The organism is Oculatella sp. LEGE 06141, assembly GCF_015207605.1.
Taxonomy (GTDB): domain Bacteria; phylum Cyanobacteriota; class Cyanobacteriia; order Elainellales; family Elainellaceae; genus Oculatella.
Genome location: NZ_JADEWO010000038.1, coordinates 33207 through 59284, shown reverse-complemented (window position 1 = coordinate 59284; position 26078 = coordinate 33207). Strand labels below are relative to the sequence as shown.

The 26078-nt window shown below is 52.0% G+C and carries 22 protein-coding genes; 12 read left to right on the top strand and 10 right to left on the bottom strand.

Annotated features, from left to right (window positions below; genetic code table 11):
- Positions 1-25: 25 nt before the first annotated feature.
- From IQ268_RS22045 to IQ268_RS22035, 3 genes are all read left to right on the top strand, one after another.
- The gene (locus IQ268_RS22045) at positions 26-1432 is read left to right on the top strand and encodes a ferredoxin:protochlorophyllide reductase (ATP-dependent) subunit N (protein WP_193883762.1); all 1407 of its coding nucleotides are present in this window, start codon (positions 26-28) and stop codon (positions 1430-1432) included.
- A gap of 214 nt (positions 1433-1646) precedes the next feature.
- Positions 1647-2543 (top strand): TIGR02587 family membrane protein, encoded by an 897-nt coding sequence (locus tag IQ268_RS22040; protein WP_193883760.1) that lies wholly within the window; start codon positions 1647-1649, stop codon positions 2541-2543.
- Complete coding sequence (locus IQ268_RS22035; RefSeq protein ID WP_193883758.1) at positions 2540-2968, top strand: TIGR02588 family protein; 429 nt, start codon at positions 2540-2542, stop codon at positions 2966-2968. The genes IQ268_RS22040 and IQ268_RS22035 overlap by 4 nt, the downstream gene beginning before the upstream one ends.
- On the opposite strand, the gene IQ268_RS22030 is transcribed toward IQ268_RS22035, so the two are convergent.
- Positions 2953-3576: an MBL fold metallo-hydrolase gene (locus IQ268_RS22030; protein WP_193883756.1), complete on the bottom strand. Its 624-nt coding sequence runs from the start codon at positions 3574-3576 to the stop codon at positions 2953-2955. The two genes, IQ268_RS22035 and IQ268_RS22030, sit on opposite strands and share 16 nt — an antisense overlap.
- Positions 3577-3879: 303 nt before the next feature.
- Here IQ268_RS22030 and IQ268_RS22025 point away from each other — a divergent pair, with 303 nt between their 5' ends.
- The 3 genes from IQ268_RS22025 (at position 3880) to IQ268_RS22015 (ending at position 8909) form a co-directional block, all read left to right on the top strand.
- Entirely contained in the window at positions 3880-7128 is a 3249-nt protein-coding gene (locus tag IQ268_RS22025) for a S41 family peptidase (RefSeq protein WP_193883753.1), read from the top strand.
- A 90-nt stretch (positions 7129-7218) separates the two neighbouring features.
- Entirely contained in the window at positions 7219-8133 is a 915-nt protein-coding gene (locus IQ268_RS22020) for an ABC transporter ATP-binding protein (protein WP_193883751.1), read from the top strand.
- The gene (locus tag IQ268_RS22015) at positions 8130-8909 is read left to right on the top strand and encodes an ABC transporter permease (RefSeq protein ID WP_193883749.1); all 780 of its coding nucleotides are present in this window, start codon (positions 8130-8132) and stop codon (positions 8907-8909) included. Before IQ268_RS22020 ends, IQ268_RS22015 begins: the two co-directional genes overlap by 4 nt.
- Before the next feature lie 86 nt (positions 8910-8995).
- On the opposite strand, the gene IQ268_RS22010 is transcribed toward IQ268_RS22015, so the two are convergent.
- Complete coding sequence (locus IQ268_RS22010; RefSeq protein WP_228035620.1) at positions 8996-9442, bottom strand: surface-adhesin E family protein; 447 nt, start codon at positions 9440-9442, stop codon at positions 8996-8998.
- Between the two features lie 4 nt (positions 9443-9446).
- The gene (locus IQ268_RS22005; protein WP_193883747.1) at positions 9447-10649 is read right to left on the bottom strand and encodes an ARC6/PARC6 family protein; all 1203 of its coding nucleotides are present in this window, start codon (positions 10647-10649) and stop codon (positions 9447-9449) included.
- A 717-nt stretch (positions 10650-11366) separates the two neighbouring features.
- Between IQ268_RS22005 and IQ268_RS22000 the strand changes: the two genes are divergently transcribed.
- Positions 11367-11645 carry a hypothetical protein gene (locus tag IQ268_RS22000; RefSeq protein WP_193883745.1) on the top strand — a complete coding sequence of 93 codons (279 nt, stop codon included), beginning with the start codon at positions 11367-11369 and terminating at the stop codon, positions 11643-11645.
- 35 nt (positions 11646-11680) lie between these two features.
- Here IQ268_RS22000 and nadB read toward each other — a convergent pair whose 3' ends face one another.
- The 4 genes from nadB to IQ268_RS21980 all read right to left on the bottom strand — a co-directional run bounded on the left by nadB (position 11681) and on the right by IQ268_RS21980 (position 16094).
- Positions 11681-13402 carry an L-aspartate oxidase gene (gene nadB / locus IQ268_RS21995; protein ID WP_193883742.1) on the bottom strand — a complete coding sequence of 574 codons (1722 nt, stop codon included), beginning with the start codon at positions 13400-13402 and terminating at the stop codon, positions 11681-11683.
- Between the two features lie 131 nt (positions 13403-13533).
- A complete protein-coding gene (psbU, locus tag IQ268_RS21990; RefSeq protein WP_193883739.1) occupies positions 13534-13962 on the bottom strand; it encodes a photosystem II complex extrinsic protein PsbU in 429 nt (142 codons plus the stop codon).
- 212 nt (positions 13963-14174) lie between these two features.
- A complete protein-coding gene (locus IQ268_RS21985; protein WP_193883737.1) occupies positions 14175-15167 on the bottom strand; it encodes an adenylate/guanylate cyclase domain-containing protein in 993 nt (330 codons plus the stop codon).
- Between the two features lie 210 nt (positions 15168-15377).
- The gene (locus tag IQ268_RS21980) at positions 15378-16094 is read right to left on the bottom strand and encodes a DUF3120 domain-containing protein (protein WP_228035619.1); all 717 of its coding nucleotides are present in this window, start codon (positions 16092-16094) and stop codon (positions 15378-15380) included.
- Positions 16095-16365: 271 nt separating this feature from the next.
- Between IQ268_RS21980 and IQ268_RS21975 the strand changes: the two genes are divergently transcribed.
- The 3 genes from IQ268_RS21975 (at position 16366) to IQ268_RS21965 (ending at position 20712) form a co-directional block, all read left to right on the top strand.
- The gene (locus IQ268_RS21975) at positions 16366-17316 is read left to right on the top strand and encodes an undecaprenyl-diphosphate phosphatase (RefSeq protein WP_193883735.1); all 951 of its coding nucleotides are present in this window, start codon (positions 16366-16368) and stop codon (positions 17314-17316) included.
- 214 nt (positions 17317-17530) lie between these two features.
- Positions 17531-18865: a TIGR03279 family radical SAM protein gene (locus tag IQ268_RS21970; RefSeq protein WP_193883733.1), complete on the top strand. Its 1335-nt coding sequence runs from the start codon at positions 17531-17533 to the stop codon at positions 18863-18865.
- A 137-nt stretch (positions 18866-19002) separates the two neighbouring features.
- On the top strand, positions 19003-20712 hold the full coding sequence (locus IQ268_RS21965) for a hypothetical protein (RefSeq protein ID WP_193883731.1): 1710 nt from the start codon (positions 19003-19005) through the stop codon (positions 20710-20712).
- Between the two features lie 47 nt (positions 20713-20759).
- Here IQ268_RS21965 and IQ268_RS21960 read toward each other — a convergent pair whose 3' ends face one another.
- The 3 genes from IQ268_RS21960 to IQ268_RS21950 form a co-directional block, all read right to left on the bottom strand.
- Positions 20760-21938, bottom strand: coding sequence for a DUF4335 domain-containing protein (locus IQ268_RS21960; protein WP_193883729.1), 1179 nt, complete (start codon positions 21936-21938; stop codon positions 20760-20762).
- The gene (locus IQ268_RS21955) at positions 21935-22540 is read right to left on the bottom strand and encodes a DUF3038 domain-containing protein (protein WP_193883727.1); all 606 of its coding nucleotides are present in this window, start codon (positions 22538-22540) and stop codon (positions 21935-21937) included. The genes IQ268_RS21960 and IQ268_RS21955 overlap by 4 nt, the downstream gene beginning before the upstream one ends.
- 431 nt (positions 22541-22971) lie before the next feature.
- Positions 22972-23256 carry a DUF427 domain-containing protein gene (locus IQ268_RS21950; RefSeq protein WP_193883725.1) on the bottom strand — a complete coding sequence of 95 codons (285 nt, stop codon included), beginning with the start codon at positions 23254-23256 and terminating at the stop codon, positions 22972-22974.
- Positions 23257-23481: 225 nt separating this feature from the next.
- Here IQ268_RS21950 and IQ268_RS21945 point away from each other — a divergent pair, with 225 nt between their 5' ends.
- The gene (locus tag IQ268_RS21945; protein ID WP_193883723.1) at positions 23482-25482 is read left to right on the top strand and encodes a long-chain fatty acid--CoA ligase; all 2001 of its coding nucleotides are present in this window, start codon (positions 23482-23484) and stop codon (positions 25480-25482) included.
- A gap of 87 nt (positions 25483-25569) precedes the next feature.
- A complete protein-coding gene (locus tag IQ268_RS21940) occupies positions 25570-26019 on the top strand; it encodes a YlqD family protein (protein WP_193883720.1) in 450 nt (149 codons plus the stop codon).
- The last annotated feature ends 59 nt before the right edge of the window (positions 26020-26078 follow it).

Here is a 26078-nt window from a genome sequence, read left to right as displayed (position 1 = left end):
ACGAATTTAAGAGGATACCGTTACTATGACTCTTGCAGATACTCAACCCCAGGCTCTAAATTTTGAGTGCGAAACGGGAAATTATCATACCTTTTGCCCCATTAGCTGTGTGGCGTGGCTTTATCAAAAAATTGAAGACAGTTTCTTCTTAGTCATTGGCACTAAAACCTGCGGCTACTTTTTGCAGAACGCAATGGGTGTGATGATCTTCGCTGAGCCGCGCTATGCGATGGCCGAACTCGAAGAAGGCGATATTTCAGCGCAGCTCAATGATTATGATGAGTTGAAACGCCTGTGTTTGCAGATTAAGCGCGATCGCAACCCCAGCGTCATTGTTTGGATTGGCACCTGCACCACCGAAATCATCAAAACTGATCTCGAAGGGCTGGCACCCAAGCTAGAGAGCGAGATTGGTATTCCCATTGTGGTGGCACGGGCAAATGGGCTGGACTACGCCTTCACCCAGGGAGAAGACACTGTGTTGGCGGCGATGGCACAGCGGTGTCCCAGCAAAGCGCCTGAGGGCGAAAAAGAGAAAGAAGAGCGCAATGGCATTCAAAAGCTGCTCAACTTTGGCCGTAAGAAGGAAGATGTAGCCGCCGATGAATCTGAGTATGTAAACCATCCGCCGCTGGTGCTGTTTGGTTCTCTTCCCGACCCGGTGGTGACGCAGATGACGCTGGAACTGAAGAAACAGGGCATCAAAGTCTCGGGCTGGCTGCCGTCCAAACGCTATACCGAACTGCCTGTTTTAGAAGAGGGCTATTATGTTGCCGGGATGAATCCCTTTCTCTCGCGGACTGCAACCACATTAATGCGGCGGCGGAAGTGTAAGCTGATTGGCGCACCGTTCCCCATTGGGCCCGATGGCACCCATGCCTGGATTGAAAAGATTTGCTCTGTTTTTGGGATTGAGCCAAAGGGCTTGGAAGAGCGGGAAGCCCAAATCTGGGAGAGTGTAGAAGATTATGTGAAGCTGATTCGCGGCAAGTCGGTGTTCTTTATGGGCGATAACCTGCTAGAAATTTCTCTGGCTCGGTTCTTAACCCGTTGCGGGATGACGGTTCAAGAAATTGGCATTCCCTACATGGACAAGCGCTACCAGGCCGCAGAATTGGCGCTACTAGAAAAGACATGCCAGGAAATGGGCGTGCCCATCCCGACCATTGTGGAAAAGCCTGATAACTACAACCAGCTTCAGCGAATCAATGAAAATCGGCCTGATCTGGTAATCACAGGCATGGCTCACGCTAACCCGCTGGAGGCTCGTGGCATCAACACTAAATGGTCGGTTGAGTTTACCTTTGCTCAAATTCATGGCTTCACCAATACCCGCGACGTTCTAGAACTGGTCACTCGTCCCATGCGGCGCAACAATTCTCTCAAAGATTTGGGTTGGGATAAGTTGGTTCGGGATGAAGCGAAGGTGTAAAGTCCCTGTTAGCGAGAATCAATGATGCGATCGCCTCTTCCACCCCGGAGAGGCGATTTTTGGAAGCAGAGATAGACCTGTGACTGGTGTGAATTCACACATCAAATTAGCAACACCAGTAGGCGCTATCCCTGGCTGGCTATATCAGCAGGGCGAAGAGGATACAGTGCTACAGCGTATACTTGATTTAATCAAACGTTAATCAAGGCTCATCATGGGCACTGTTCAGCAGCAGCATACTAATGGCTGGAAACACGAAATTGATGATGTCATTCGCGGTGCCTGCGGCGGGTTTTTGTTTGGAATTCCACTGCTATACACCATGGAGGTGTGGTGGATCGGTTCCTACTCAAAGCCGCTGCTGCGAATGATGGCGATCGCCACGGCCTTCGTGGTTGTGTTTTTACTCAACCGCACCGGAGGTTTTCGCCGGGTTAAAAAGGGTGGATTGGCCGATTCGGCAATGGATAGTGTGGAAGCGATCGCCATTGGGCTAGTTTGCACCACGCTTGTATTAGTTTTACTACAAGAAATTACGCTGACCACTCAGCTGGGCGAAGCCCTGGGTAAACTCATCTTTGAAAGCGTGCCGTTCACGTTGGGTGTGGCTCTGGCCAATCAGGTTTTGAGCGCCGATGACGACAGCCAAACTCGGCAATCTACAGGCGGAACATCCAACACCTCCAGTGAAGCCGCCGCCCCCTCCAGCGACCTCAACGCTACCCTGTCGGATATTGGGGCAACGCTCATTGGTGCCATTATTGTTGCGTTTAACATTGCGCCCACCGATGAGGTGCCTATGCTGGCGGCGGCGGTGTCTGGTGTTTGGTTGCTGTTGATGATTCTCGCCTCATTGGTGATTTCCTATGGAATTGTGTTTTATGCTGGCTTTTCCAACCAGAAGCAGCGAATGCAGCAGAAGGGAGTGTTTCAACGCCCTTCGAGTGAGACGGTGATGGCGTACTTAGTCTCTCTGGCATCGGCAGCTCTGATGCTATGGTTTTTCCAAAAATTGACGTTAGACGATCCGTGGACGATGTGGCTGGATCACACATTAATCCTGGGTCTTCCCGCTGCCATTGGTGGTGCCGCAGGACGGTTAGCCGTATGAGTTATCCGGATCAGCAATCATCAGATTCATTTGCTGAAGGACGATGGAAGCGATCGCCCGCCGAATGGATTACCTTTGGCCTTGCGTCATTCATCCTCACCACCGTCGTTGGCTTAGTGGTTTATGTCTGGATCGCAGAGCATCATCAGCAACCCCCTAGTCTCTCTGTTGTCCGCAATCAGTCGATTCGAGAAACCGCCGGACAGTTTTATGTTCCGTTTGAGGTTACCAATTCAGGTGGCGAAACGGTTGAATCGGTGCAGATCATTGCTGAACTACGGATCAATGGCGAAGTAGAAGAGGCGGGTGAGCAACACATTGATTTTCTCTCGGCCAAGGAAACAGAAGAAGGCGCGTTCATTTTTAGCCGTAACCCCGACGAGGGGGAGTTAGTGATCCGGGTGGCTAGCTATACATTGCCGTGAAAACGTTCCTGCAATGAGTGGGTTAATTCTCGTAACCGCTGGCTCCCATCTCGAAACACCGACCAGCCATCTCCTACCAGTACCGCATCCATGGGGGGCAACGAGGCCAAACGATGCACCGAGGCGATCGCCGCTTCCGGATGGCGCAGCTTCTCTGTTGGCAATATCATCAAGCGACCGGCTTGATGGGAACGAATTAAATCTCCGGTGATCAGCGTGGTTCCCTCTAACAACAGTGCCAGTTCACCCGGCGTTTTGGAACCGTGTAGCGCCAATGTCGTTAAGCCTGGAACCACCTCGTCGTTATCTGCCAGCCAGCGATCGCACTGAATGGGAAAGGTTTCTTGCTCGGCTATAGGGGCGGCAAGCTTGGCTCCAGTCACATGAGCGAGTGGCTTAGCCGCACGGCAGTGGTCAGAATTGGTGATTACAATCCAGGCGACTTTGCCCAACGCCAACAGATGATCGAGATCGTGAGCCGCCATCGGCAGTGGATCAATCAAAATCGTGCCGCCTGGACGCACCCAGGCCAGACTGTTGAAGTCGATTTTGCGGTCTAAATCGAACGTTGACCAGCAATATAGATCGGAGCGGTGCAGGGCTTTCATAGTGATTTAGAGTGAGCGGTAAACATGGGCAGAACCTATCCAGGCGGGAGTAGGCACCGTATCAACCCTAAAGAAATTTGTGCGATCGCCTGTAGATGAGATTTTCAGGGTTTAATGAAGTGCAGTCTTTTCCTAAAACTAAACTATGGGTCTTAGCGGTTGGGCGATCGACGATTGGCACTGAACCTGTTTAGTCTGAATCATACCGTGGCTATCGTTTAGCGCCACGTCCACCGCGAAGGCACACCGGGTGAGCATCAGCGAGCCTGAACTTAATCACTGTCAAACTTAATTGAGAACAGCATGAGCAGGCAATCGGGTTACTATCGGTTTCCCACCATTAACGGAAACAGAGTTGTATTCGTTTGTGAAGACGATCTTTGGAGCGTTCCCGCAGACGGTGGGATAGCCATTCGGCTCACTGCCAATTTGGGCGAAGTTTCTCGTCCGTTCCTCTCGCCAGACGGTACCCAACTCGCGTTTATTGGCCGAGAAGAAGGGCATCCGGAAGTATACTGTATGCCGGCGGAAGGAGGAGTGGCTCAGCGGCTCACCTTCCTGGGTGCCCGCACAGAGGTTGCCGGGTGGAGCCAGGATGGAACATCGATCCTGTTTGCCAGTAATACGGCTCAACCGTTTCGCCATGTATTTAATCTGTATGCCATCCCTCCGACGGGCGGAATCCCCGATCGCCTCCCCTATGGTCTGGCACACAATGTCTCGTTTGGGGCAAACGGTGGTGTAGTATTAGGGCGCAATACGGCTGATCCGGCTCGCTGGAAGCGATATCGGGGGGGAACCGCCGGAGTCATTTGGATTGACCCCACGGGCAGCGGCACGTTTGAGCGCCTGCTAGAGTTGAACGGTAATTTGGCCGCTCCTATGTGGGTGGGCGATCGCATCTACTTCATTTCCGATCACGAAGGCGTGGGCAACCTCTATTCCTGCACGCCCCAGGGTGATGATGTGCAACCGCTGACGCACAGCACAGACTACTACGTTCGCAACGCTTCCACAGACGGTCGGCGAATTGTATATCATGCGGGAGCGGATTTGTTTTGCGTTACCCCAACGACCGGGGAGGCGCAGCGCATCGAGATTGAGTTTCACAGCCCTCAGGTGCAGCGGCAGCGACGCTTTGTGGAAGCGGCAGACTATCTCGAAGACTATGCGCTGCATCCCGATAGTCATTCCACGGTGATTACGTCACGCGGCAAGAGCTTTTACTTTGGCAATTGGGAAGGAGCAGTAGTGCAGCTCAGCCATCCGGCAGGGGAAGGTCGGTATCGGCTCAGCCAATGGCTGAATGATAAACAGCGGTTAGTTACCATTAACGATCGCGGCGGCATTGAGGCGATCGAAATTCATAGTTCAGAGCTTGGCAACCCGCTAGAGCAGCTTACCGGACTCGATCTGGGTCGAGCGATCGACTTAGAGGTGTCGCCCACTGCCGATCAGGTGGTTTTGTCGAATCACCGCAATGAGCTGATCTGGGTTGATTTATCGTCGAGAGCTATCCGCATACTCGATCGCAGCGACTATTTCAAAATCCAGGGGTTTTGTTGGTCGCCCGATGGTCAGTGGGTCGCCTATAGCTGTGCCGATACCCAGCACACGTTTTCAATTAAACTGTGCAATGTTGCTGAGGGTACGGTGCATCGCCTGACGACCCCTCGCTTTCGTGATACGGCTCCGGCCTTTGACCCCGACGGCAAGTTCATCTATTTTCTTTCCTTACGGGAATTTAACCCGGTATATGACAGCATTTACTTTGACCTGGGGTTTCCCAAGGGAATGCGTCCTTTTTTGATTTCGCTCCAGCACGATACGCCTTCTCCGTTTATTCCAGTGCCCAAGCCCTTATCGGCAGCATCGGATGCTGAAAAAGCAGCCGAAGAGGCGATCGAAAAGGCAGAAGAAAGCAGTGGCGATCGCCCACCAGACCCGCCCACCGTCGTCATTGATTTTGATGGCATTGAACATCGCGTTGTGGGCTTTCCAGTACCCGAAGGCATTTATCATCAGGTTTGGGGCATCAAAGGTAAGGTACTGTTCAGTTCCAGTCCGGTACAGGGCAGCATGGATGACCACTGGGACTCACCCGAACCAGAGGCCAATGCCACCATTGAAATGTACGACTTCGAGGAGCAAAAACGGGAGCGAGTGGCGGTAGACGTTACCGACTTTAAAGTGGGTCGAGATCACGAAACGCTAATTTATCGCTCTAAAAATCGCCTGCGAATTAGCAAAATTGCTCCATTTGATGAAGATAGCGACCCAGACGATAAACCCAGCCGTAAGAGCGGTTGGCTCGATTTAGACCGTGTGCGGATCTCGGTGCTGCCGCCGCACGAATGGAAACAGATGTTTCGAGAAGTGTGGCGGTTACAGAAAGACCACTTCTGGACAGAAGATATGTCGGGTGTCGATTGGGAACTGGTGTACAAGCGCTACTCGCCCTTGCTCGATCGCGTTGCCAGCCGTTCCGAATTCTCGGATCTGGCCTGGGAAATGCAGGGAGAATTGGGTACTTCCCACGCCTATGAAATTGGCGGAGATTACCGTAGAGAGCCAGATTACAGGCTGGGTTATCTGGGGGCAGATTTTGCCTACGACGCAGCAACCGACGCGTATCGGCTCACCCATATTGTGCGCGGCGACTCGTGGAACGAACACGACTCACCGCTCAACCAGGTGGGGCTTAATGTCCAGGAGGGCGATTTGCTGTTGGCGATCGGCAATCAACGCCTGAACCAACATCTCTCGCCCCAGGAATTGCTGGTGCATCAGGCGGGCTGCGAGGTGCAGCTTACCGTTGCCCCAGCCAGCAATCCAGAACAGCATCACACTGTTACCGTAAAAACGCTGTCCCGCGAAACCCCTGTGCGCTATCGAGAGTGGGTTGAGCGCAATTACCAAAAAGTTCAGGATGCAGCAGGTGGCAGAATCGGCTATGTGCATGTGCCCGATATGGGGCCTGATGGTTATGCCGAGTTTCATCGCTACTATTTTGCCGAAGTTCACAAAGAGGGGCTAATTGTCGATGTGCGCTACAACGGGGGCGGCCATGTCTCCCAACTGATCCTGGAGAAGCTAGCCCGGAAACGGATTGGCTACGATGTACCCCGTTGGGGCAAACCAGAACCCTATCCTTCAGAGTCTGTCCTTGGCCCTCGTGTGGCCTTAACCAATGAATATGCCGGGTCAGATGGAGACATCTTTAGCCATTGTTTCAAGCTGATGCAAATAGGAACGTTGATTGGCAAACGGACGTGGGGTGGAGTCATTGGCATCTGGCCTCAGCATCCATTGTCCGACTTCAGTATCGTGACGCAGCCAGAGTATTCTTTCTGGTTTGTGGATGTGGGCTGGAGCGTGGAAAACTACGGCACTGACCCGGATATTGAGGTGGAAATTGCCCCTCAGGACTGGGCGAACGGGGATGATCCACAGCTCGATCGCGCCATTGAAGTGATTTTGCAGCAGATCGATCGCTTCCCCCCCCGGCTTCCCGATTTTGGCGAACGTCCCCGTCTACCTCTACCTGGGTGATTTCTTTTCACCGGCCTCGCGCCATCATGAAAGATGGGATTTTGCCAAAAATCCTCACCATTGAATCGTGCGTGTAAAGGGTAGTGAAGCTTGGCCGAGGCACTGGTTGCTTACGATCTGTGGAAACAATATGGCGATCGCACCGTGGTACAGGGAGTTAGCTTTACCCTCAATCCGGGTGAGGTTGTTGGCTTGTTGGGGCCAAACGGAGCTGGAAAGACCACGACCGTGGGAATGCTCTACGGTGCGGTGTTGCCCACTCGTGGCTTTGTAAAACTGGGAGCAGTTCAGGTTCAAAGCGATGGTCGTCAGGCTCGCGCCCAAATGGGCATTGTGACGCAGGAAGACAATCTTGATCCAGACTTTTCTGTGTTAGAAAATCTGCTGCATTTTGCCCATCACTACCGAATTCGGGGCAATGCTGCTCGTCAGCGAGCCGGGGAACTGTTGGCGCAGGTCAGTTTAGAAAACTATGCGGCGCATCAAATTGATGAACTGTCGGGTGGGCTAAAACGGCGGCTCGTGCTGGCACGGGCGCTCATTAACCGACCTCAAGTGGTGTTTCTCGATGAACCCACCACCGGACTCGACCCCGATGCGCGACAGGAATTTTGGAAACTGGTCACCAATCTGAAGCAGCACGGCTGCGGTGTACTATTGACGACTCATTATATGGATGAAGCTCAGCGGTTGTGCGATCGCCTCCTGCTGTTGCAGCAAGGACAGGTGATCGACCAGGGCACACCAGCCGAGCTGATCGAGCGGACGGTTGGTCAAGAGGTGGCAGAGGTGGAAGGCATCTCCGAAGCCACATTACAGGCGATCGCCAACCAGGCGCATAGCTGGTGCCGTTCCTTTGGCAGCGGCTATCTGCTGGCTCTGCCTGCAACGAACCATCAATCGGTTTGGGAGCAACTAACCGCCGCACAGCCCGATCGCCTGACTCGCCGCCGCGCCAACCTTGAAGATGTGTTCCTCCGTCTCACCGGGAGTTCCTTAGCATGAAGTCGCGATCGATTACCGCCTGGGGAGTCTATTCTGTTTGGCGACGGCACGCCAAGGTCTATCAGCGCACGTGGTTAGTGAACTGCTTGCCGCCCATATCGGAGCCGATCATCTATCTGGTGGCGTTTGGGTACGGCCTCACACCGTTGATTGGCAACGTTACCTATGGTGGGCAAACGGTTTCTTATTTAGAGTTCATTGCCCCTGCCATGATTTCGATTGGCGTCCTATTCCAGTCCTTTTTTGAGGGAGCGTATGGCACCTTTATTCGGCTGAACTTTCAAAAAACCTGGCAGGCTTTGCTCACCGCTCCGCTGACCTTTTCGGAAGTTTTTTTAGGGGATTGGCTGTGGGCTGCCACCAAAGGCATGATTGCGGGTAGCTTAACTGGCTTAGTTGCCGTGGTTTGGGGGTTATATCCTGCCCTATCCCTGCTGTTTTCGCTGCCCATTATGTTTTTGGGCAGTCTGCTGTTTGGCGCTATGGGCTTGCTGACGGCGGGTTCGGTTCGGCAGGTCGATCAGGTGAATGTGCCTGTATTTCTGGTAATTGTGCCGATGTTTACGCTATGCGGCACCTACTTTCCACGGACAACGCTGCCACCCGGTCTCAAACAAGTAGCCGACACGCTACCGCTTTCAGCCCTAACGGATCTGATGCGCTGGCATCTAGCGCTACCCCAATATTGGTGGCTAGGTAGCCTCTGGATGATCACCTTGACCGGAATCTTTGCCGGGTTGGCTGTACGACGTATCTATCCCCAACTGATGCGCTGACAAGCCGATCGCTTCGCTACTACGGTCGCAGGGGCAGTTCGATGCACTGCCCCTGCCGTTTTGCAATGAACCTGAACGCAAGTCGCTTAGCCTTGAGGTTCGTTTGTCGTCGAGTTTTCCTCCTGCGTACAAACATATCGCAGCACCGCAGAGGCACTGCTGCCATCAGCAGGCTGGGCTAAACTGCCGTTGTTTCCATAGTTCAACCGCCGCAACTCCTGGCGATCGCGCCCATGAACCACCATCTGCCGCAATCGTGCCACGTTTGCTGTGCAGTCTACCGACTGATACAGCATCACACCGTAAACCGGCTCGTCAATTTCTTCTTCTACAAAAGCATTATTGGGTTGCCGAAAATCTCGGTACTCCCAGTAACGCACGCTGTTGGCTTGCGGCTGAATAGAAGCCTGATCCACCAGGAAGCGATCGCCGACCGCATTGACCGTTACTTCAGTCCACTCTTGCGCGATCGCACCAGGAGCATAGGATAGCAGAGCCGTAAAAATAGTCAGTTTGATCAATCGTTTCATCATCTGCTCACGTTTCTGGAGAAGCTGTTTCTATCACCGATCGTTCTAGCAACGATCCTTCAACTGTCTTGTAGTCAGCAATTTTCCAACCACCATCGATCGCTTCCAGGGTAAAACGAATCACCTCGGTATCAAAATGAGTATGGGTGGAATTCACCCGTCCCCGTTCGTAAAGGGTGCGATCTTCTGTAACAGCAACTTCAATCGTGGCACGGCGATCGTTAGCCGCAAATCGTTCTACCGAATCAATTTGCTGAACGCCAAAGCGGTAATACGCCTGGTTATTCTGCAACCAGGCCATCACGCCATTGCTATTCACGAGAGCCGAGTAGAGTTCACCCGTCGTAAACTGAACGGCCAACTGCTGATTGTAAGGAGGTGCAAAAATCTGCTGCTTTGCATTCAACCACTGAGAAATTAAATCGACCGCCTGCTCCTGGGTAAGCGTGGCCGAGTTCGACACCAAAACCGCTTGCTGAATCTCACCACCCGTCGATGATGATGAATTGGGCTGAGCTGGTTGGCTGGCACCAGGGGCAGGCTGATTGGTTCGGTTCTGGTAGCTCTCTACATTGCGAAGGGCTTGTTGGGCGTAAGTATCATTGGGTCGCTCATCTAGAGCACGCTGAAAGTAAAGCAGTGCCGTTTCGTAGTCCCTGGCCTGGGTTGCGGCATAGCCCGCCCGCATATAGCGATCGAACACAGGCAATGAATTTTGGGTGGCCGGAGTGGCTGAGCTAGCCGCAGCGGGTGCAGCAGCATTGGGTTGTCGATAAAAGCTGAGTACCCGTTGCGTATAGGTCGCTGTATCGCCGCTGCCATAGCGGGTCGGGTCGCCTGTCATCCACCAGGCCGCCGCCCGCCGAACGGCAAGTTCTTCATTGTTGCCACTGGCTTGATACTCATCCCGCAGAACATCGCGCATAACGCACACTAAAATGTTTCGCGCTGCCGTTGTGTTGGCTTCGAACTGGGCAGGCGTTAGTTCGCGCCCGGTACATGACCGGGACCAGCGGGGAATATTTTCTGGTTTAATTTGCCAATCACTATAGAGTCCATCGTTGGCGTTACCTGTTTGTGGTGCTGCCTGCCGCAACGCTTCTACAAGTGCGCCCACCTGGGCATCCGTTACCTGGGCGTGAGCGGGTAGAATGCCGACGCTAATACTGATTCCAAGACCGAGGAGCAGTCTGCTAAAGGATAGCCGCATGAGCCAAACCTGCGATTGCTGAACTAACTTCGATTTTGCCTCAAGCTGTTTAGTTCTGCCGAGACGTTGCCACCCTCACATAATGAGTGGGTAGCCTCTCCTAAGACGATCGCCGATTCTCTCTGGTTCCAGCAATAATCAGCAGTTGCAGCAAGCCACACGGCGTTCATCCACATTCACTGCTTCGCTGGAACGATTGGTTACAAAGCGAAACAGACGCGATCGCAACCAGCGTTGTTATCGTCCTGATACAGGGTTTCTACCACCGAAGAAATAGACTAACCAGTGGATGCCGAATATCATCCCATGAACTAATTTAATGAAAAGCAGGTCATCATCTATAGATAGCTTGTCGTTTCTTACAGGAACTTCATTAAGATTAGTGTTTTTTTTGAAAAACAACAGAAATCGCTAATATTCCTGTTGTTTTTTAACACAAGAGGACTTAGTGTTTACAGTTTTTCGCTTCATCACATCGGTAGATTTCAATCGACTGGGGCATTCTGAGCTACAAGAGTTCCTCGTAAATGCAAGAGCAGCCAGTCTTCAGTCTTTCGCTTCTGGGCTGAACATTCGTAGAAGCGACTCAAAATTATTTTGAGCTGAAGTTTATAAAGTTGCTGTGAACTCGTTACTTTTTCAGGAAAAATACTGACAATCGTAGAATTCACTAGATACACTGGCACTAAGGTTAAGTGAATGCACTGGGTTAATCCTATGGGTAATACGCTCAAGTTATCGGCTGTTACGGCTATTACAATTGGAATTCAGTGGATCTACCCTAATACCGTTGTGGCAACTACAGTGACAACGGCTCAGTTAAACGCGGCTGACTCGCTAGCCTCCCAGATGGCATTAGCGATGGTGTCACAAACGTCAGTGATTCATGGTGCTGTTAGCGAGGCCAAGCCTGGTGCAGCATTGAAAGACTCATCTCCTTATGTTCCTCCGGTTGAGGATGGCCCAGAACGTAGTCAGGGTTCTGGCACACGCTGAGAGTTTTGTTACGTTATTTGAATCAGCCACCTGATTTATTCAATTGTTGAAATCGACAGATTGGTGTGGGATACTTCTACGGCAATGGGGCTAGAAGGCATCCAGTCTTGATGCTTAACCAGGGTGTGAACTTGCCAGGTTGAGTCGGTGTCAGGGTAGTCCAGACGGTAATGTCCCCCTCGGCTTTCAGTGCGATAAGCGGCACTGTTGAAGATTAAATAGGCGATATCCAATAGATTGCGAGTTTCAGCCCAAAGGCGCAGTTGCGGTTCGGTCAGTTCCAGTGGTAATGGCTGGCTGGGGTGCAGGTTTGCCACGGTTTGGCTGATCGGCAATGCGGCAAATTCTAGTTGCCATGTTTTGGTTTGGGCGATCGCCTCCTCCAGGCTTTCTTGAGTCCGGCACATACCGGCACTTTGCCAGACCAGACGCGGCAGCGCTTGCCGTAACGTTTCAATTTGAACAAACTGGCTGTGCCAATCGGCAGGCGCAGAATTGGCGATCGCCGCAGGTGGCAACACTATGGAGCGATCGGGGTGCATCTCTTTCAATTCCACAGCATTCAACTCCAAATGGCTCAACTGAGCACCATAAACCAGGCACTCCAGCAACGAATTGCTGGCTAAGCGATTAGCGCCATGTACCCCCGTGCTGGCGGTCTCTCCAACCGCGTAGAGATTGGGAATCGATGTCTGGCTCATGGCATTGGTGGTAATACCACCCATCCAGTAATGTGCGGCTGGAGCAACCGGGATCGGTTGTTGAAAAACGTCGATTCCCCACTGTTGACAGACGCGAATAATGTTGGGAAAGCGATGCTGAATCGTCTGCGCTGGTATAGGGCGCAAATCCAACCAAACATGGGCTGTCGCTGGATCAGGTGCAGTGCGCTGAAGGTGGTTAAAAATGGCACGACTCACCACATCTCTTGGCGCTAACTCGCCATCTGGATGATAGTCAAACGCAAATCGGTACCCCGACGTATCGACCAAATGCGCTCCTTCACCTCGCACTGCTTCGCTAATCAAAAATCGTGGAGCACCCGGTTTCGTTAAGGCAGTTGGATGGAACTGCACAAATTCCAGGTCGCGCAGTTCTGCCCCTGCACGCCACGCCATCGCCACGCCATCGCCCGTACTCAGCGCTGGATTGGTTGTTTGGGCAAACGCTTGTCCCCCGCCGCCAGTTGCCAGCACAACCGCACCCGCCCGTAGCCACAGCAGGTGAGCTTGATACATTAAGCTCACGCCCTGGCAATGATTCTCATCCATCCACAAATCAACGGCAAAGGCCTGGGGCAAGACTTGAATGTTGTCCCGCTGCAACACTTGCTTAATCAGAGTTGTAACCACGGCTCGCCCGGTCGTATCAGCCGCATGTAGCACTCGACGACGAGAATGAGCCGCCTCTAGCGTCATGGCTAGCGTGCTTCCCTGACGATCGAATGCCACCCCCATCTCTAGCAGCGATTGAATACAGCGAGGAGCCTGCTCTACCAGCAGCGCCACCGCATCTGGTTCACACAGCCCAACTCCCGCCCGCAGCGTATCTTCCACATGTAACGGTGGAGAATCGTCGGGGGCGATCGCCGCTGCAATGCCGCCTTGTGCCCAATCGCTGGCCGACAGCGATAGGGTATCTTTCGTAATTAGCCCCACCCGAAGATGGTCTGGCAAACACAGGGCAGCATACAACCCGGCTGCCCCTCCCCCAACGACTAGAACATCGAAAGACGCAGGCAACACTGGATGAGGCATGATGGCGAAGCTCAATAAATGATAATAAAAAACGCCCTTATAGGTAGAGCAATCCAACCCTGGTTGAACGTACTCCTACTCTACAAAGAGCGATGGGTATTTTGTTCGATAAGTTTTAGACGTAGAGCGCTTTAGCCGCTGTAAATTCCATTGTTATAGCGATCGCCGCCCTCAGTCAGCGCATTTTCTGCCTGCGTCACTGTAAAGTAATCCAGATTCGCTTGCAGAATTTCCTTTTGGCGCTCAGTTATGCCGGGCATGTTAAAGATATCCTCAACCTTATTAAAGGGAGCATTTCTTACAATCATTCCAGCCAACGTGGGGTACATTCCTGGATATTTTGTGAACGCCCGAACGTTAGAGTTGTTCAGATCAATTTTCCGACCAGACTCGGCCAGCTTATCGTCCACTTTGTTGCGGATTTCCACTGCCAAAACTGGCGTTGAGTTCAAAGTAAGATTACCTAAATTAGCGGCAGCCGCCTGTTGAGGTAGCCCTAGCAATCCCAGGCAACCCACGACTAGACATAGAGTTACTAGCACACCAACTAGTCGTTTCATGTGTTTTGATACCTCCCAATCTGGAAATAAACCAATCGTTTGCAACACAGCATTCACATAGAGCCTATCATTATCTTGGGCTAATTTATAAGGCTCTAACAAGTTGCGTTTCACAAAAGCGAACTCTTGCAGCAAAGGGCAGATTGCGCGTTAACCGTTTACGTAAGAGCTTGCGACTCAAGCCAGGCTGGTACCCTTCATCGCAGTCAGCTCTAGTCGGTGTCACCGCTACTGAGGTGCAGGAACGTATTCAAGTCACTAAATGAGCCAGCATAGGTCAATGTGGGTGTATCGTAGCCTTTCAGGTTAACTTTGTGTTGCTTGAACAAGCTAGGGTTTGCGCCCGACTTCGTTAAATATTGGTACGTTGTTTCTCCAATAGCTACATCCAGTCCGATTTGTTTGGTGGATGTTTCAAATCGGAATGCGGCATTCACCGTATCCCCCAAGGCAGTATAGTCGGGGCGATCGCCGGTTCCAGTATTGCCCACCATGGCATAACCCGTATTGAGTCCAGCCCCAATCCGCAGCGGAAACGGCAGCGGATAAAGCTCGTGTAGCTGGCTGGTCATTTTGTGTAACGCGCTTAAAGCTCTGGCAATTCGGATCATTTCGTCAGCGCTGATGCCCTGAGCGCCATGAATCCAGACGGCCATGACCGCATCGCCAATGTATTTATCGACCCAACTGCCGTACTCGCGGATGATGTCTCCGGCACAGCGAAACCATGTACCAATCACTTCGGAGAGAATTTTCTCATCCAGTTGACGAGTCATGACCGTGAAATCTCGAATATCTACCACCAACACCGAAATCAATCGCCGCACATGCAGCGTTGCCGTTGCCGTAAACTCCTGAGATTCCATCCCAGCAGACGGCTCACTCGGCGTTTCGGTATTGGGGCAATAAAACTCTAGCTCGGTCTGCCCAAAGGTAAGGCGATCGCTGTTGTGCAGCGTTACCGGCACACTAACGCGCCGTCCATTGACAAAGGAACCATTCCGGCTGCCCAGGTCAATAAGATAGAACTCGCCAGTCTCCATGCGCTGTAGCATGGCGTGGTTACGTGAGATCCACCGATCAGGCAATACGAAACTGTTGTCATCTCCTCGGCCAACTGTCCAACAGTTGTTACCAGCCAACGATAGATAACGATTACCTGATTCGGTCGAGAGGATGAGGTGAGGAACGGGTTGTGCAGTCACTAGAGGCTCTGGAAACCGCTAATCTTTCCCTTATAATGCACTCTGCCGACGCATCCTAACGCATCTCGCTAAAGAGTGTTAGGAGGAACCCTCGTAAAGTCCACTAACTTTCCTAGTTGAATACGAGTTAGAGCTGCTCAAACTGCTGATTTCAGCAATTAGAGCGAGTCGGCATCTAAGCATGATCAATCCACACCAGTTTAGTCTTGCTTAAGCAGCGGTTGCCACTAGCCAAAACAGACCATCTACCAAAAGCGTGCTTAACACGGCTCCACCAAACGCCCACCAGTGGAGTTGACGCGACAACAGAGGTACGCTTCCTACGGTTAATAAGATGACCACCAGCACGATCGCCCAACTCATACCTGATGGCGTCTGCATTTGGGCGACGGCGCTTTGGAAAATAGGCTGAGTCAGGTTGGGTTCAACCAGCATTAGCCTGCGCCAGTGCGGAATTAGATCGACCAGGTAGAAATACAAGTCGGTCATGGCGGTGCCAAAGAGCGAACCTAAGTAAAACCAGTGACCTAGCTTACCCCAGCCCTTGGCAAACCCAACGACTACCAGCGGTAAGCCGATCGCCTCTATCGGCAGGTGCAGCAATGGTTCCCAGCGAAACCAACCCCAATAAATTGAACCGGCCATCCAGGTCCAGGTAAAGCCAAACAGCAGGTCTCCCCAACGTTGAGTAGCGGGACGAGATCCAAGGAATAGACTCAACCCCAGCCAGCCGCCCGTCAATGCCAGGCTTAAGCCGGGGAACAGCCGTACAAGCGGTGCTTCGAAAAAGACGGGAACGGACACCAAAAAGACAGCGGCCAGAAAAATAACCCACCGCTTGTCGGCCCACTGCTGCGCCCATGTTTCAAACGTCAGCTTTTTTAGGGAATTTGAATAAGAGGAGTTTGAAGGCGTGTATGAAGACAAAGTATTATTAATAAATTAGTTTACTTTTTTTAACATAACACAAATAAATCCCCAGGGGGGGCATGTCAATCATATTACAACTGAACGAGCCAGATCGGTAGAACAATCGATAGCACATGGGTGCAGTTACCGAAACGCGCTTCAGTAAATGTGAAGGTTTTCCAAAGACCAAACATGAAGACTTGTATATCGACAAGGCTGGCGACTAAGCTGTGTCGGTAAAACAAAACGACAACTGAAGGAACGTGAACTCTCATCAGGAGTAAGTGGCATGGACTGGAGTGGAATACTTGCAGGAACGCATCTCGGGCTAACCATCGTTGGGGAATTCGTCGTTGTACCGCTAGGCGTCGCTCAGCCGGAGGTGATCCCTGGCAGCACTGAGATCAACTTCTTCCAAGCCATCGTATTAGGGATTGTTCAGGGGTTAACCGAGTTTTTGCCCATTAGCAGCACGGCTCATCTGAAGGTGATTCCCGTGGCGATCGGCTGGGGAGATCCAGGGGTAGCGTTTACAGCCATTATTCAATTGGGAAGCATCGCCGCAATGCTCTGGTATTTCTGGAAGGATCTTTCTACTGTGGCGGCTGGCACGGTTAGGGCGGTTGTTCGCAGGGAGTATCAGTCCACGGAGTTTCGCATCGGGTTGGGGATTCTCGTGGGCACTCTTCCCATCTTGATAGGTGGGCTGTTGATCAAAACGTTGATTCCAGACTTTGATAATTCGCCGCTTCGCAGCATGAAAGCGATCGCTCTGGCATCGATTGGCATGTCGCTATTGCTGGCGTTGGCAGAATACGTTGGACGACGAAAGCGCACCTACAACGATCTGGAAACGCGAGATGGCATCCTCATGGGCTTGGCTCAAGCTCTGGCACTGATTCCTGGCGTTTCCCGCTCTGGTTCTACGCTCACGGCTGGCTTATTCATTGGGCTGCAACGAGCCGCTGCGGCTCGATTCTCGTTTTTATTGGGCATCCCGGCCATTACGCTAGCTGGTGTGGTGGAATTAAAAGATTTGCTGGAGGTGGGGTTTGGTGAGGCAGGCCCCTTGCCGCTACTGGGAGGGTTAGTGGCAGCTTTGTTTTCATCGTATGTGGCGATCGCCTGGTTGCTGCGCTATCTGCAAAACCACAACACCTGGGTGTTTGTCTGGTATCGGTTAGGGTTTGGAGCCGTAATTTTGCTGGGCATTGCGGCTGGCCTGGTGCAGGATATTTAACGTGTCCGTGGGGACAATTGGATTAGAGCGGCTGATGGTCAACTACACCCGATTCACCGCATCGGGACACTTAAGGTAGTGAGTCTAAGATATTCAGTACTAAACGGCGTTCATCATCAGACAAGCTTGGCAGAATGGGAGAGGGGCTATCTGAGGTAACCTTGAGATCGCCAGCCCGTGTTCCGTGTCTTCTGCTACTTGATGGCCTGATCTGATGAGCCAAACTTCAATTCGTCCTGCTCTGATTACAAACGTTTTACCGGACTCCATCGCGGCTGAAATTGGGTTCGAAGCGGGCGATCGCCTCGTCTCTATTAACGGTGAACCGCTGCGTGACCTGATTGACTACCAATTTCTCTGTGCTGATGAGGTTCTAGAGTTAGAAGTTTTAGATGCTGCCGGGAAAACCCATCAGGTTGAAATTGAAAAAGACTATGACGATGATTTAGGACTCGAATTTGAGACGGCTCTCTTTGACAGTCTGATTCAATGCAACAATCGCTGTCCGTTTTGTTTTATTGACCAGCAGCCACCTGGCAAACGGCAATCGCTGTATTTAAAGGATGATGATTACCGTCTTAGTTTTCTCTACGGTAGTTATTTAACGCTTACCAACCTTACCCCACGGGAGTGGGAGCGAATTGCCCAAATGCGGTTATCGCCGCTGTACGTCTCGGTTCACGCGACTGAACCAGATGTGCGAATTCGACTGTTGAAAAACAACCGGGCGGGGCAAATTCTAGAGCAGTTGCGCTGGTTTCAGGCACAGCGTCTTCAGATTCACGCTCAGGTGGTCGTGTGTCCAGGCATTAACGATGGCCGCCATCTGGAACAAACCTTGCACGATTTAGCGCAATTCCACACCGGAGACATTCCAACTGTAGCGTCTATTGCAGTTGTGCCTGTTGGGTTAACTCGCTTCCGTCCGGCGGACGATGAGCTGGTGCCAGTGACCCTGGAAACAGCGCAGGAGGTGATTGCACAGGTGCAGGCGTTGCAAACCAAGTTTCGGCAGCAGTATGGTTCTACGATCGCATGGCTGGCCGATGAGTGGTTTCTGATCGGCAGGCAAGCGTTGCCGCCAGAGTCGCACTATGAAGACTATCCGCAAATTGGCAATGGGGTCGGCTCGATTCGGCTGTTTCTGAAAGAGTTTCAGCAGCTATCCGCGCAGTTACCCGAGCAGGTTGCTTCCCCCCGTAAACTGATCTGGGTAGTGGGGAATGCCGTGGAACAGGCGTTTCAGCCCATTGTGCAGCGTCTAAACCAGGTGAAGGGGCTGGAGTTAGAGATGGTGTCTCTATCTAGCCACTACTGGGGACAGCAAATTACCGTAACCGGGTTGCTCACCGGCCAGGATATCTTGCAAGCGTTGCAGGGTCGATCGCTGGGATCAGGAATTGTGTTGCCATCCATGATGCTGAAGCACGATGAATCTTGTTTCCTGGACGATATGACGGTTGAAGAACTGGCAGAGCAGCTACAAACATCGGTCTTTCGGGTTGCCAGTTTAGAACAGTTCATCCAAACTTGCATTCAACCCCTCTAGAGCCTCCAAACCATCTGGAGATTTTGGTTTTATCCTGACGGTTTGTGGTAAAGGATGTAATTCTAACCAGGAGTGGATATACCTGAACGGTCAGCTTCTGGTTCGCAACACACCAAGTCCCTCGGAGAAGGCTGAGTATGAAGGCAAAACAATCTACTCTGGTATTGATGCCTGCGAAGGGCGGCGCATTGCAGAAGCGATCGCCTTCTACCCTTTCTGCATTGCCCACCACAGATCGATCATCAACTGTTAGAGACTGTGGAGAGCCGCAAACGATCGAGATGGGAACTGACGATTTTGTCAGTCAGGCTGAAACTGGCCTGCGGCGACATCTAGCCATCGCCGCAGGCGTTGCCGTTGCCGTGACAGGTGCGGGAATAGCGCATGTTACAACCCAAACCCCAGACTATGAAAGTGGGTTTCAACTGACGGTTGAGCCAATTGCACCAACGGCACCGCCCGTCGGTACGCCGCAGATTGAAACCGCCAACGAAACGATCGCCATCCCTACCCTGAAACATAAAGCTGTAGACTCCGATACGCAAATTCGGATCTTGCAAAGCCCCCGTGTGCTTAATCCAGTTCTGGAGCAGCTTCGTGCTCAAAATGTGAAGATTGACTATGCTGAACTCAGTAGTAAGCTACAACTGTCGCAGCGGAATCGCGGCATCTTAGCCGTTACCTATCGCGATCGCAACCCGCAGGTGGCTCAGCAGGTTTTGCAGCAGGTGGCAACCGCTTATCTGAAGTACGGTCGAGAGTGCAAGGCAGACGCATGTCGGGGAATTGAGTTCATCGAAGCACAACTGCCTAAAGTGGATGAACAAGTCAACACGCTGCAAACCAAGTTGCAGCAGCTTCAGCAGCAGCGCGGCTCGATTGATGCGTCTACACAGCAGCGGTTTTCCGATCGTGCTAGCGAAATTTCTCGGCAAGGCACCGAACTGGAGATTAATTTAGCTGAAGCTGAGCGCCAACTTACCGACTTACAACGGCAGCTTGGCGCTCAGCCCAATGATGCGATCGCGGTGGCCGTGCTGCACAACAACGCGTCGTATCAAACCATCTTGCAAAAGCTGCAACGGGTAGATAGCCAAATTGCAGCAGAATTAAGCCAGGTGCAGGCACAGGGATCAACCCTCAAAGCGTTGACCCAGCAGTATCAAGCCCTACTGACTCAGTCGCAACAAGCAGCACAAGAATCGCTGAAGCAGTATTTATATAGCCCTGACGGCAACCGCTGGCTACAATATGTGCAGCAAGAACCTGCACGGTTAGACTACCTACAGCAATCGGTTAACACAGCCCATTACATTCAAGTGCTGTATGTTCGTCAGGGAACGATTCGCATGACAGAAGGGTTGGTGCATGAAGAAATGCGCCAGTTGGCAACGGTTTTGCATCAGCAAGCCGAACTGGAGCGAGAGCTGGAAACAGCAACATTGATTAAAAACCAGTACTTAACCAAACTGGAGGGTTTACAGACTCAGGCGGCCACCAGCTATGATGTGGTCTGGCAACTGACCGCGCCACCCCAATTGGTGACTGACGATGCGGGCAACCCGACTCAGTTCTTCCCCGAACTGCCGCGTGATCTGGCAGCCGGAGCCATTTTCGGCTTGCTGTTAGGTGTGGGACTATCGTCCGCGACGCAACGACGCTATAAAGTCACTCGTCTCGCTGCAAATGAGCCGGATAGCACCGATGCGAGCTACTGGCGATCGCGAAAATATCAGCACATGGCTCACCTCAATGCCGCAACCCAGGCATCGGTTCACTTTGATAACGATCAACCCTCCGTGCGGATCAAGCCACTGAGCAACCGGGCGCTACCCGTGAGCCAGTAGCGATCGGTGCTGCTTCTACCCTGGAAGTGTGAATGCGATCGCGCCATCTATGGTGTTTCGTCTGGGGGATCAACCCGTCCATGCCACGGGCTGACCTCGATCGCTCCCTCTGGCGTAAATACAATCCGAAACTGTGCGAGTGGCTCTGTTGAACTGGCTTCTGTCACGGGGTTGTAGCGCAAGTCAAGCAGTGGTGTTTCATTGACGTAGGTCAATGCCGCATCGTTGCCATACCTGAAGCCCAAAATGTCGCCATTCTCGGCCACCGCCACGCGATACACCAGGTCTTCGTCAAAGTCGGGCGTTTGCGTCCAGGCCGCATCAAGCTGGTCGCGCAACCGCTGATTGAGTTGGGTTACTTCATCGGGATCGGTAATTTCAGGTGAAGTCGTGAGTAAATTGCTCAACTCCTCTGCGCTGGGTGGACTGGAGGAAACAGACGGTGAGCGTTCCGTATCCTCAGCCGCCGCTGAACCCCCTGATGTCGTTGCCGCCTCAATCCGGCTGGAGTTTGCGTTTCCCTCAACGGGCAAGTTTGCGGGCGGTTCTGTGGTGCCGGGGGCTGCTGCCGATGGGGTTAAAGCACCGTTTGTCGTTTGCTCTGTACCAGAATTAGACCGTGACACCTCTGGCCGTCTTTCGGGAATAGGGACAAAGAATAAGGCTACCGCCGCCACAGCCAAACTGGACACACCCAGGGCGGCTGGCAAGGCTCGCTTGGCAATTGGTTCTTGAGCTACTACGTTTCGTTTAGAGGCTGGTTTCAGGTCTAGCCCCAAATCAGGCAGGGTTTGAGTATCCACCAAAAACTGGTCGATCGCCTCTACCAGATCAAAAAGCTGCACCGTCCTCAGATCGAGCTGAAGGGGGGTAGATGAATGCCCGTTCCTTAATTCACCGTTCTCGCTTTGAGGTAAAACACTGAGACGGTGCAAATTGTGAGCCAGTTTTTGAAACTGCACCAAGCCTGCTTTATGCCCGTGAGCGGCAGGATGGGTGACGCCACTCAAACACTCCTGAGCGTAGTGACTGACTGCTGTCACCAGGCTTTCTAAAAAGTCTCGTCCGCCCGAAATGGGCTGTTCTTGCCCGGTGAAGTGGCATTCAGCGTTGATCAGGACTGAAATTAATGGCCGTCCAGAAACGCTGTTCACGGTGCTGTCGTCGCTTAATCCTTCCAGGACGAGTTTGCAGTTTGGCAGACTGTATTGACGCTGAATCGTCATACCACCTCTCCGTCAAATAAGCTAAACCACAATCGCTGCGTTCCAGTGGTTCCCGTACAAAATAGAAGCTGCCTGAGCAAATTGAGCGCCAGTTCGTTTAATTTCTCGTCGGTATTGTAGGTTATTACACCTGCCCGCTTCGGGTTCATGCGCGATCGAAAATGTGCCCGGAAGCGTTCTAGATAGTCTGCCAGCCGAAAATGATGTTCTACAGACAGTTGCTTTTCAGACAACTGCTGCTCTGCCAGAAGCAATTGACGAATCAATGCGGTTAGCCGTCGGGCATGGTGACAAATAATGACGACTAGCGCTTTTGCCTCCGTCATGCTCAACGAGCGCCGTTGAGTGTTTCGGCGCAATGGATTGGTGCTTCGCAATCGCCAGAGGGACACCCGATTTTTGATCACTCCCTGAAGTTCTAGCTCTTTTGCCGTTGCCAGAAAGGCTTCTGAGCCACCAAGATCTAATGCCTCGATCGCCAATAACATAAAATCAATTTGCAGCCGTGCCCGACGAGGACAGGCTCCCTCTGGAAGCGATAAATCAGGTAAGTTCTCCAGAATCATCGGCATTGCTTGGGCGGGTGGATTGTGTACTTGCATTCCCCTCACACGGACATTCAGCAAAATTTTATCAAACCAGCACCCACCTGTTGCTTCTGGTTACAGATATCAGGCGGGATAGCCCAATCGTAAGTTTTTGATGTTATGGGCTGATGCAGCTAAAAAACCTAGCCAGGCAAAGCGACCATCAACCCGGTTTCAACCCAATCGTGTGCAAACCAAGAAGTAAATGCAACGCTTTATAGGACGCTTTACCCTATCGGTTGAGGTTAAGAACGCAACCGTCAACTGGCTCACAGTTCTTGCCGGAACGGCTTGAGGCAGGCTAGACCTCAACGTATGCTCCGGAGCTTAAGGTGCCCAAACGAGAGCGAGTAAAGATCAGGCGGAAACAGTTCTTGGCACTAACGGCTGGCTACCGTTTATTTTAATGGGCAACCTTACCGTTGCAGCGATCGCCTATTCAATTGTTAAGCTTCTACTTTGACCCCGCGCCAAAAGGCAACATAACCCTCGATATTTTTAGCGGCCTCTTTAGCGGTGGGGTAGTACCAGGCCGCATCTCGGTTGACTGTGCCGTTGACTGCAATATCGTAATAGCTGGCGATTCCTTTCCAGGGGCAGGTGGTATGAGTGCTGCTCGGCTGGAAATACTCAGAGTTTAGCGAGTCGGGCGGAAAGTACTGATTGCCTTCAACGACTTCACAGTGGTCGCTTTCGGCCAGGACGACATCGTTCCAAATAGCTCGGGGCATGAGTTCTCCTAATGCGTTGATCGGCAAATGGGATGAAATGGACAAATAAGGTATTGTCCCTACCAACTGCCTATTCTAGCGCTCTAGACAGTAAGGTATAGGACATAACCAGTGCAATGCACGGTGTGAGGATTTTGATTCTTCAAATCTTCAAAAAACTGTGCTCAATTCTGAACTCACATAAAAGCGCCTTATCGAGACTTGCTTAGCTTAGGAGTTACACCCATGACTTCTTTTTCCAGCCCCTCATCTCGCCCAATGAGCCTAGCGAAGGGTGATGCGATCGCCAACCGCGACGACTTGCGGCGACATTTAATTGATTACAGTACCATTCAATCGGTTCCAGAAATTTGGGCGATCGCCGCTCAACGAGCCAACGCTTCGACGCTGGTAGCCGTGCAAGATCCCCATGTTAAACCCACGCTAACGCTAACCTACGCCGAGCTGTATCAAAAGATTCGGCAGTTCGCGGCGGGTCTACAAGCGTTGGGGGTACAGGAGGGCGATCGCATTTCGTTGTTTTCAGACAATAGCCCCCGCTGGCTAATTGCCGATCAGGGGATGATGATGGCTGGTGCCGTCAACGCTGTCCGCAGTTCCCAGGCCGATCGCGATGAACTGATGTTCATTATGCGAAATAGCGGCAGCACGGGTCTGGTTGTGCAAGATGGTGCCACCCTTGCCAAGCTGCGATCGCAGCTTCACGACCTCCCGCTGCGGTTTGTGGTGCTGTTGACGGATGAACAGCCAGAACCCGATGACCAGGTGCAACTGCTGTCTTTTTCACAACTGATGACTCTGGGAGCCGCGCAACCGCTACAGCCCGTCAGCTTAACTCCAGAGAGTTTGGCGACGTTGCTCTACACCTCTGGAACAACGGGGCAGCCCAAGGGCGTAATGTTAACGCATGGCAACTTGCTGCATCAGGTCAACATGCTGGGAGTTGTGGTTCAGCCTCACTCGGGCGATCGCGTGTTAAGCATTCTGCCTACCTGGCACGCCTATGAACGGACGATCGAATACTTCTTGCTCTCTCAAGGCTGTACGCAGATCTATACCAACTTGCGATCGGTGAAGCAAGATATGCGGCAGTACAAGCCCCATTACATGATTGGTGTGCCTCGCTTGTGGGAATCGATTTACGAAGCGATTCAAAAACAGTTTCGTGAACAGCCGGAACGGAAGCAAAAGTTGGTTCACACGCTGCTGCACAGTAGCCAGCAGTACGTTGAAGCAAAGCGCATCTTTGAAAACCTGAGCCTGAATCATCTCAACACATCTCCCCTGGAACGGGCGATCGCAGGCGCTAAGGCTGCTGTTTATTTTCCCCTTCACAAACTGGCAGGGCGGTTGGTGTATGGCAAGGTACGAGAGGCCACGGGTGGTAACCTTAAGCAGGTGATTAGCGGCGGCGGATCGCTGGCCATGCACTTAGATACCTTTTTTGAAATCATTGATGTTGAAGTGCTGGTTGGCTACGGTTTAACTGAAACCGCACCCGTTTTAACGGCGCGTCGCCCCTGGAGCAACCTGCGAGGGTCTTCCGGCCAGCCGATTCCGGCCACTGAAATTCGGATTGTTGATCCAGAGAGTCGGCAGCTTCTCCCAGTCGGTGAGCGTGGGCTGGTGTTAGCCAGAGGGCCGCAAATTATGAAGGGGTACTATCAAAACCCAGAGGCGACCCAAAAAGCGATCGACCCCGAGGGGTGGTTTGACACTGGAGATTTGGGCTGGTTGACTCCACAAGGGCATCTTGTGCTGACTGGACGGGCTAAAGACACGATTGTGCTGACCAACGGCGAAAATATTGAACCACAGCCGATTGAGGATGCCTGTATTCGCAGTCCTTATATTGATCAAATTATGTTGGTGGGGCAAGATGAGCGATCGCTCGGAGCGTTGATTGTACCCAATCTGGAAGCCCTACATGCCTGGGCTGCGTCTCAAAACTTGAAGCTGCGATCGCCCAACCAGGCTGAGTCGGAGCAGCCCAACGGAGCAGAACTTGACCTCAACAGCAAACTGATTCAGGACTTATTCCGTCAAGAGCTAAACCGTGAAGTTAAAGATCGTCCTGGCTACCGTCCAGACGATCGAATTGGCCCGTTCCGCCTGATCACAGAACCCTTTTCCATTGAGAATGGCATGATGACCCAAACGCTGAAAGTTCGCCGCCCCGTTGTGACGGAACGCTATCGCGGTATGATTATCGACATGTTTGCCTGATCGATCTCATTAATCTTGTTAACTGTTAATGAGGGGTAGGGCAGGTGTGATTGATTTTACTCAAATCGTTTTTCCAGTTAAATTTTCATGGATGTTTCCAAGTCTCATCTGCTTTTGAAGCGGGCAGTCAACGTCAAAGTTGTGGTTACACCTCGCTGGAAAGAGGAGGTACAGCAACAGTTACAAACCCAAATCAATCAACTGGATGCACAACTTCAGCAGCTAGAAGCCCAAAGCCAACGAATGGCCAGTGAAGTGCAGCGGCAGAGTGCCCAGCAAAACGATCCGGCGGCAATGCAGCAACTTGGCAATCTTCAAGTCCAAATTAACCAGAAGAAGAGCGAGTTTCTGGAGAAGAAAAACCAGATTTTGCAGCAGTTGCAGCAGGTGCAGTTGTTAGAACTGAACCAGGAGGTTGGGCAAGGACAGATTGAAGGATTCTTTCGGATTGAAACCGGAGACAACCTGATTCGCAAGATGCAGGTCGAAGTTCTGTTACGCGATGGAATTGTCGAAGAAATCCGTGGAGACCTCTAGAATTTAGCTACGCCCTTAAACATAGGGTTAGCTAAACTACTGCCTCTTGGCTGAGCGGT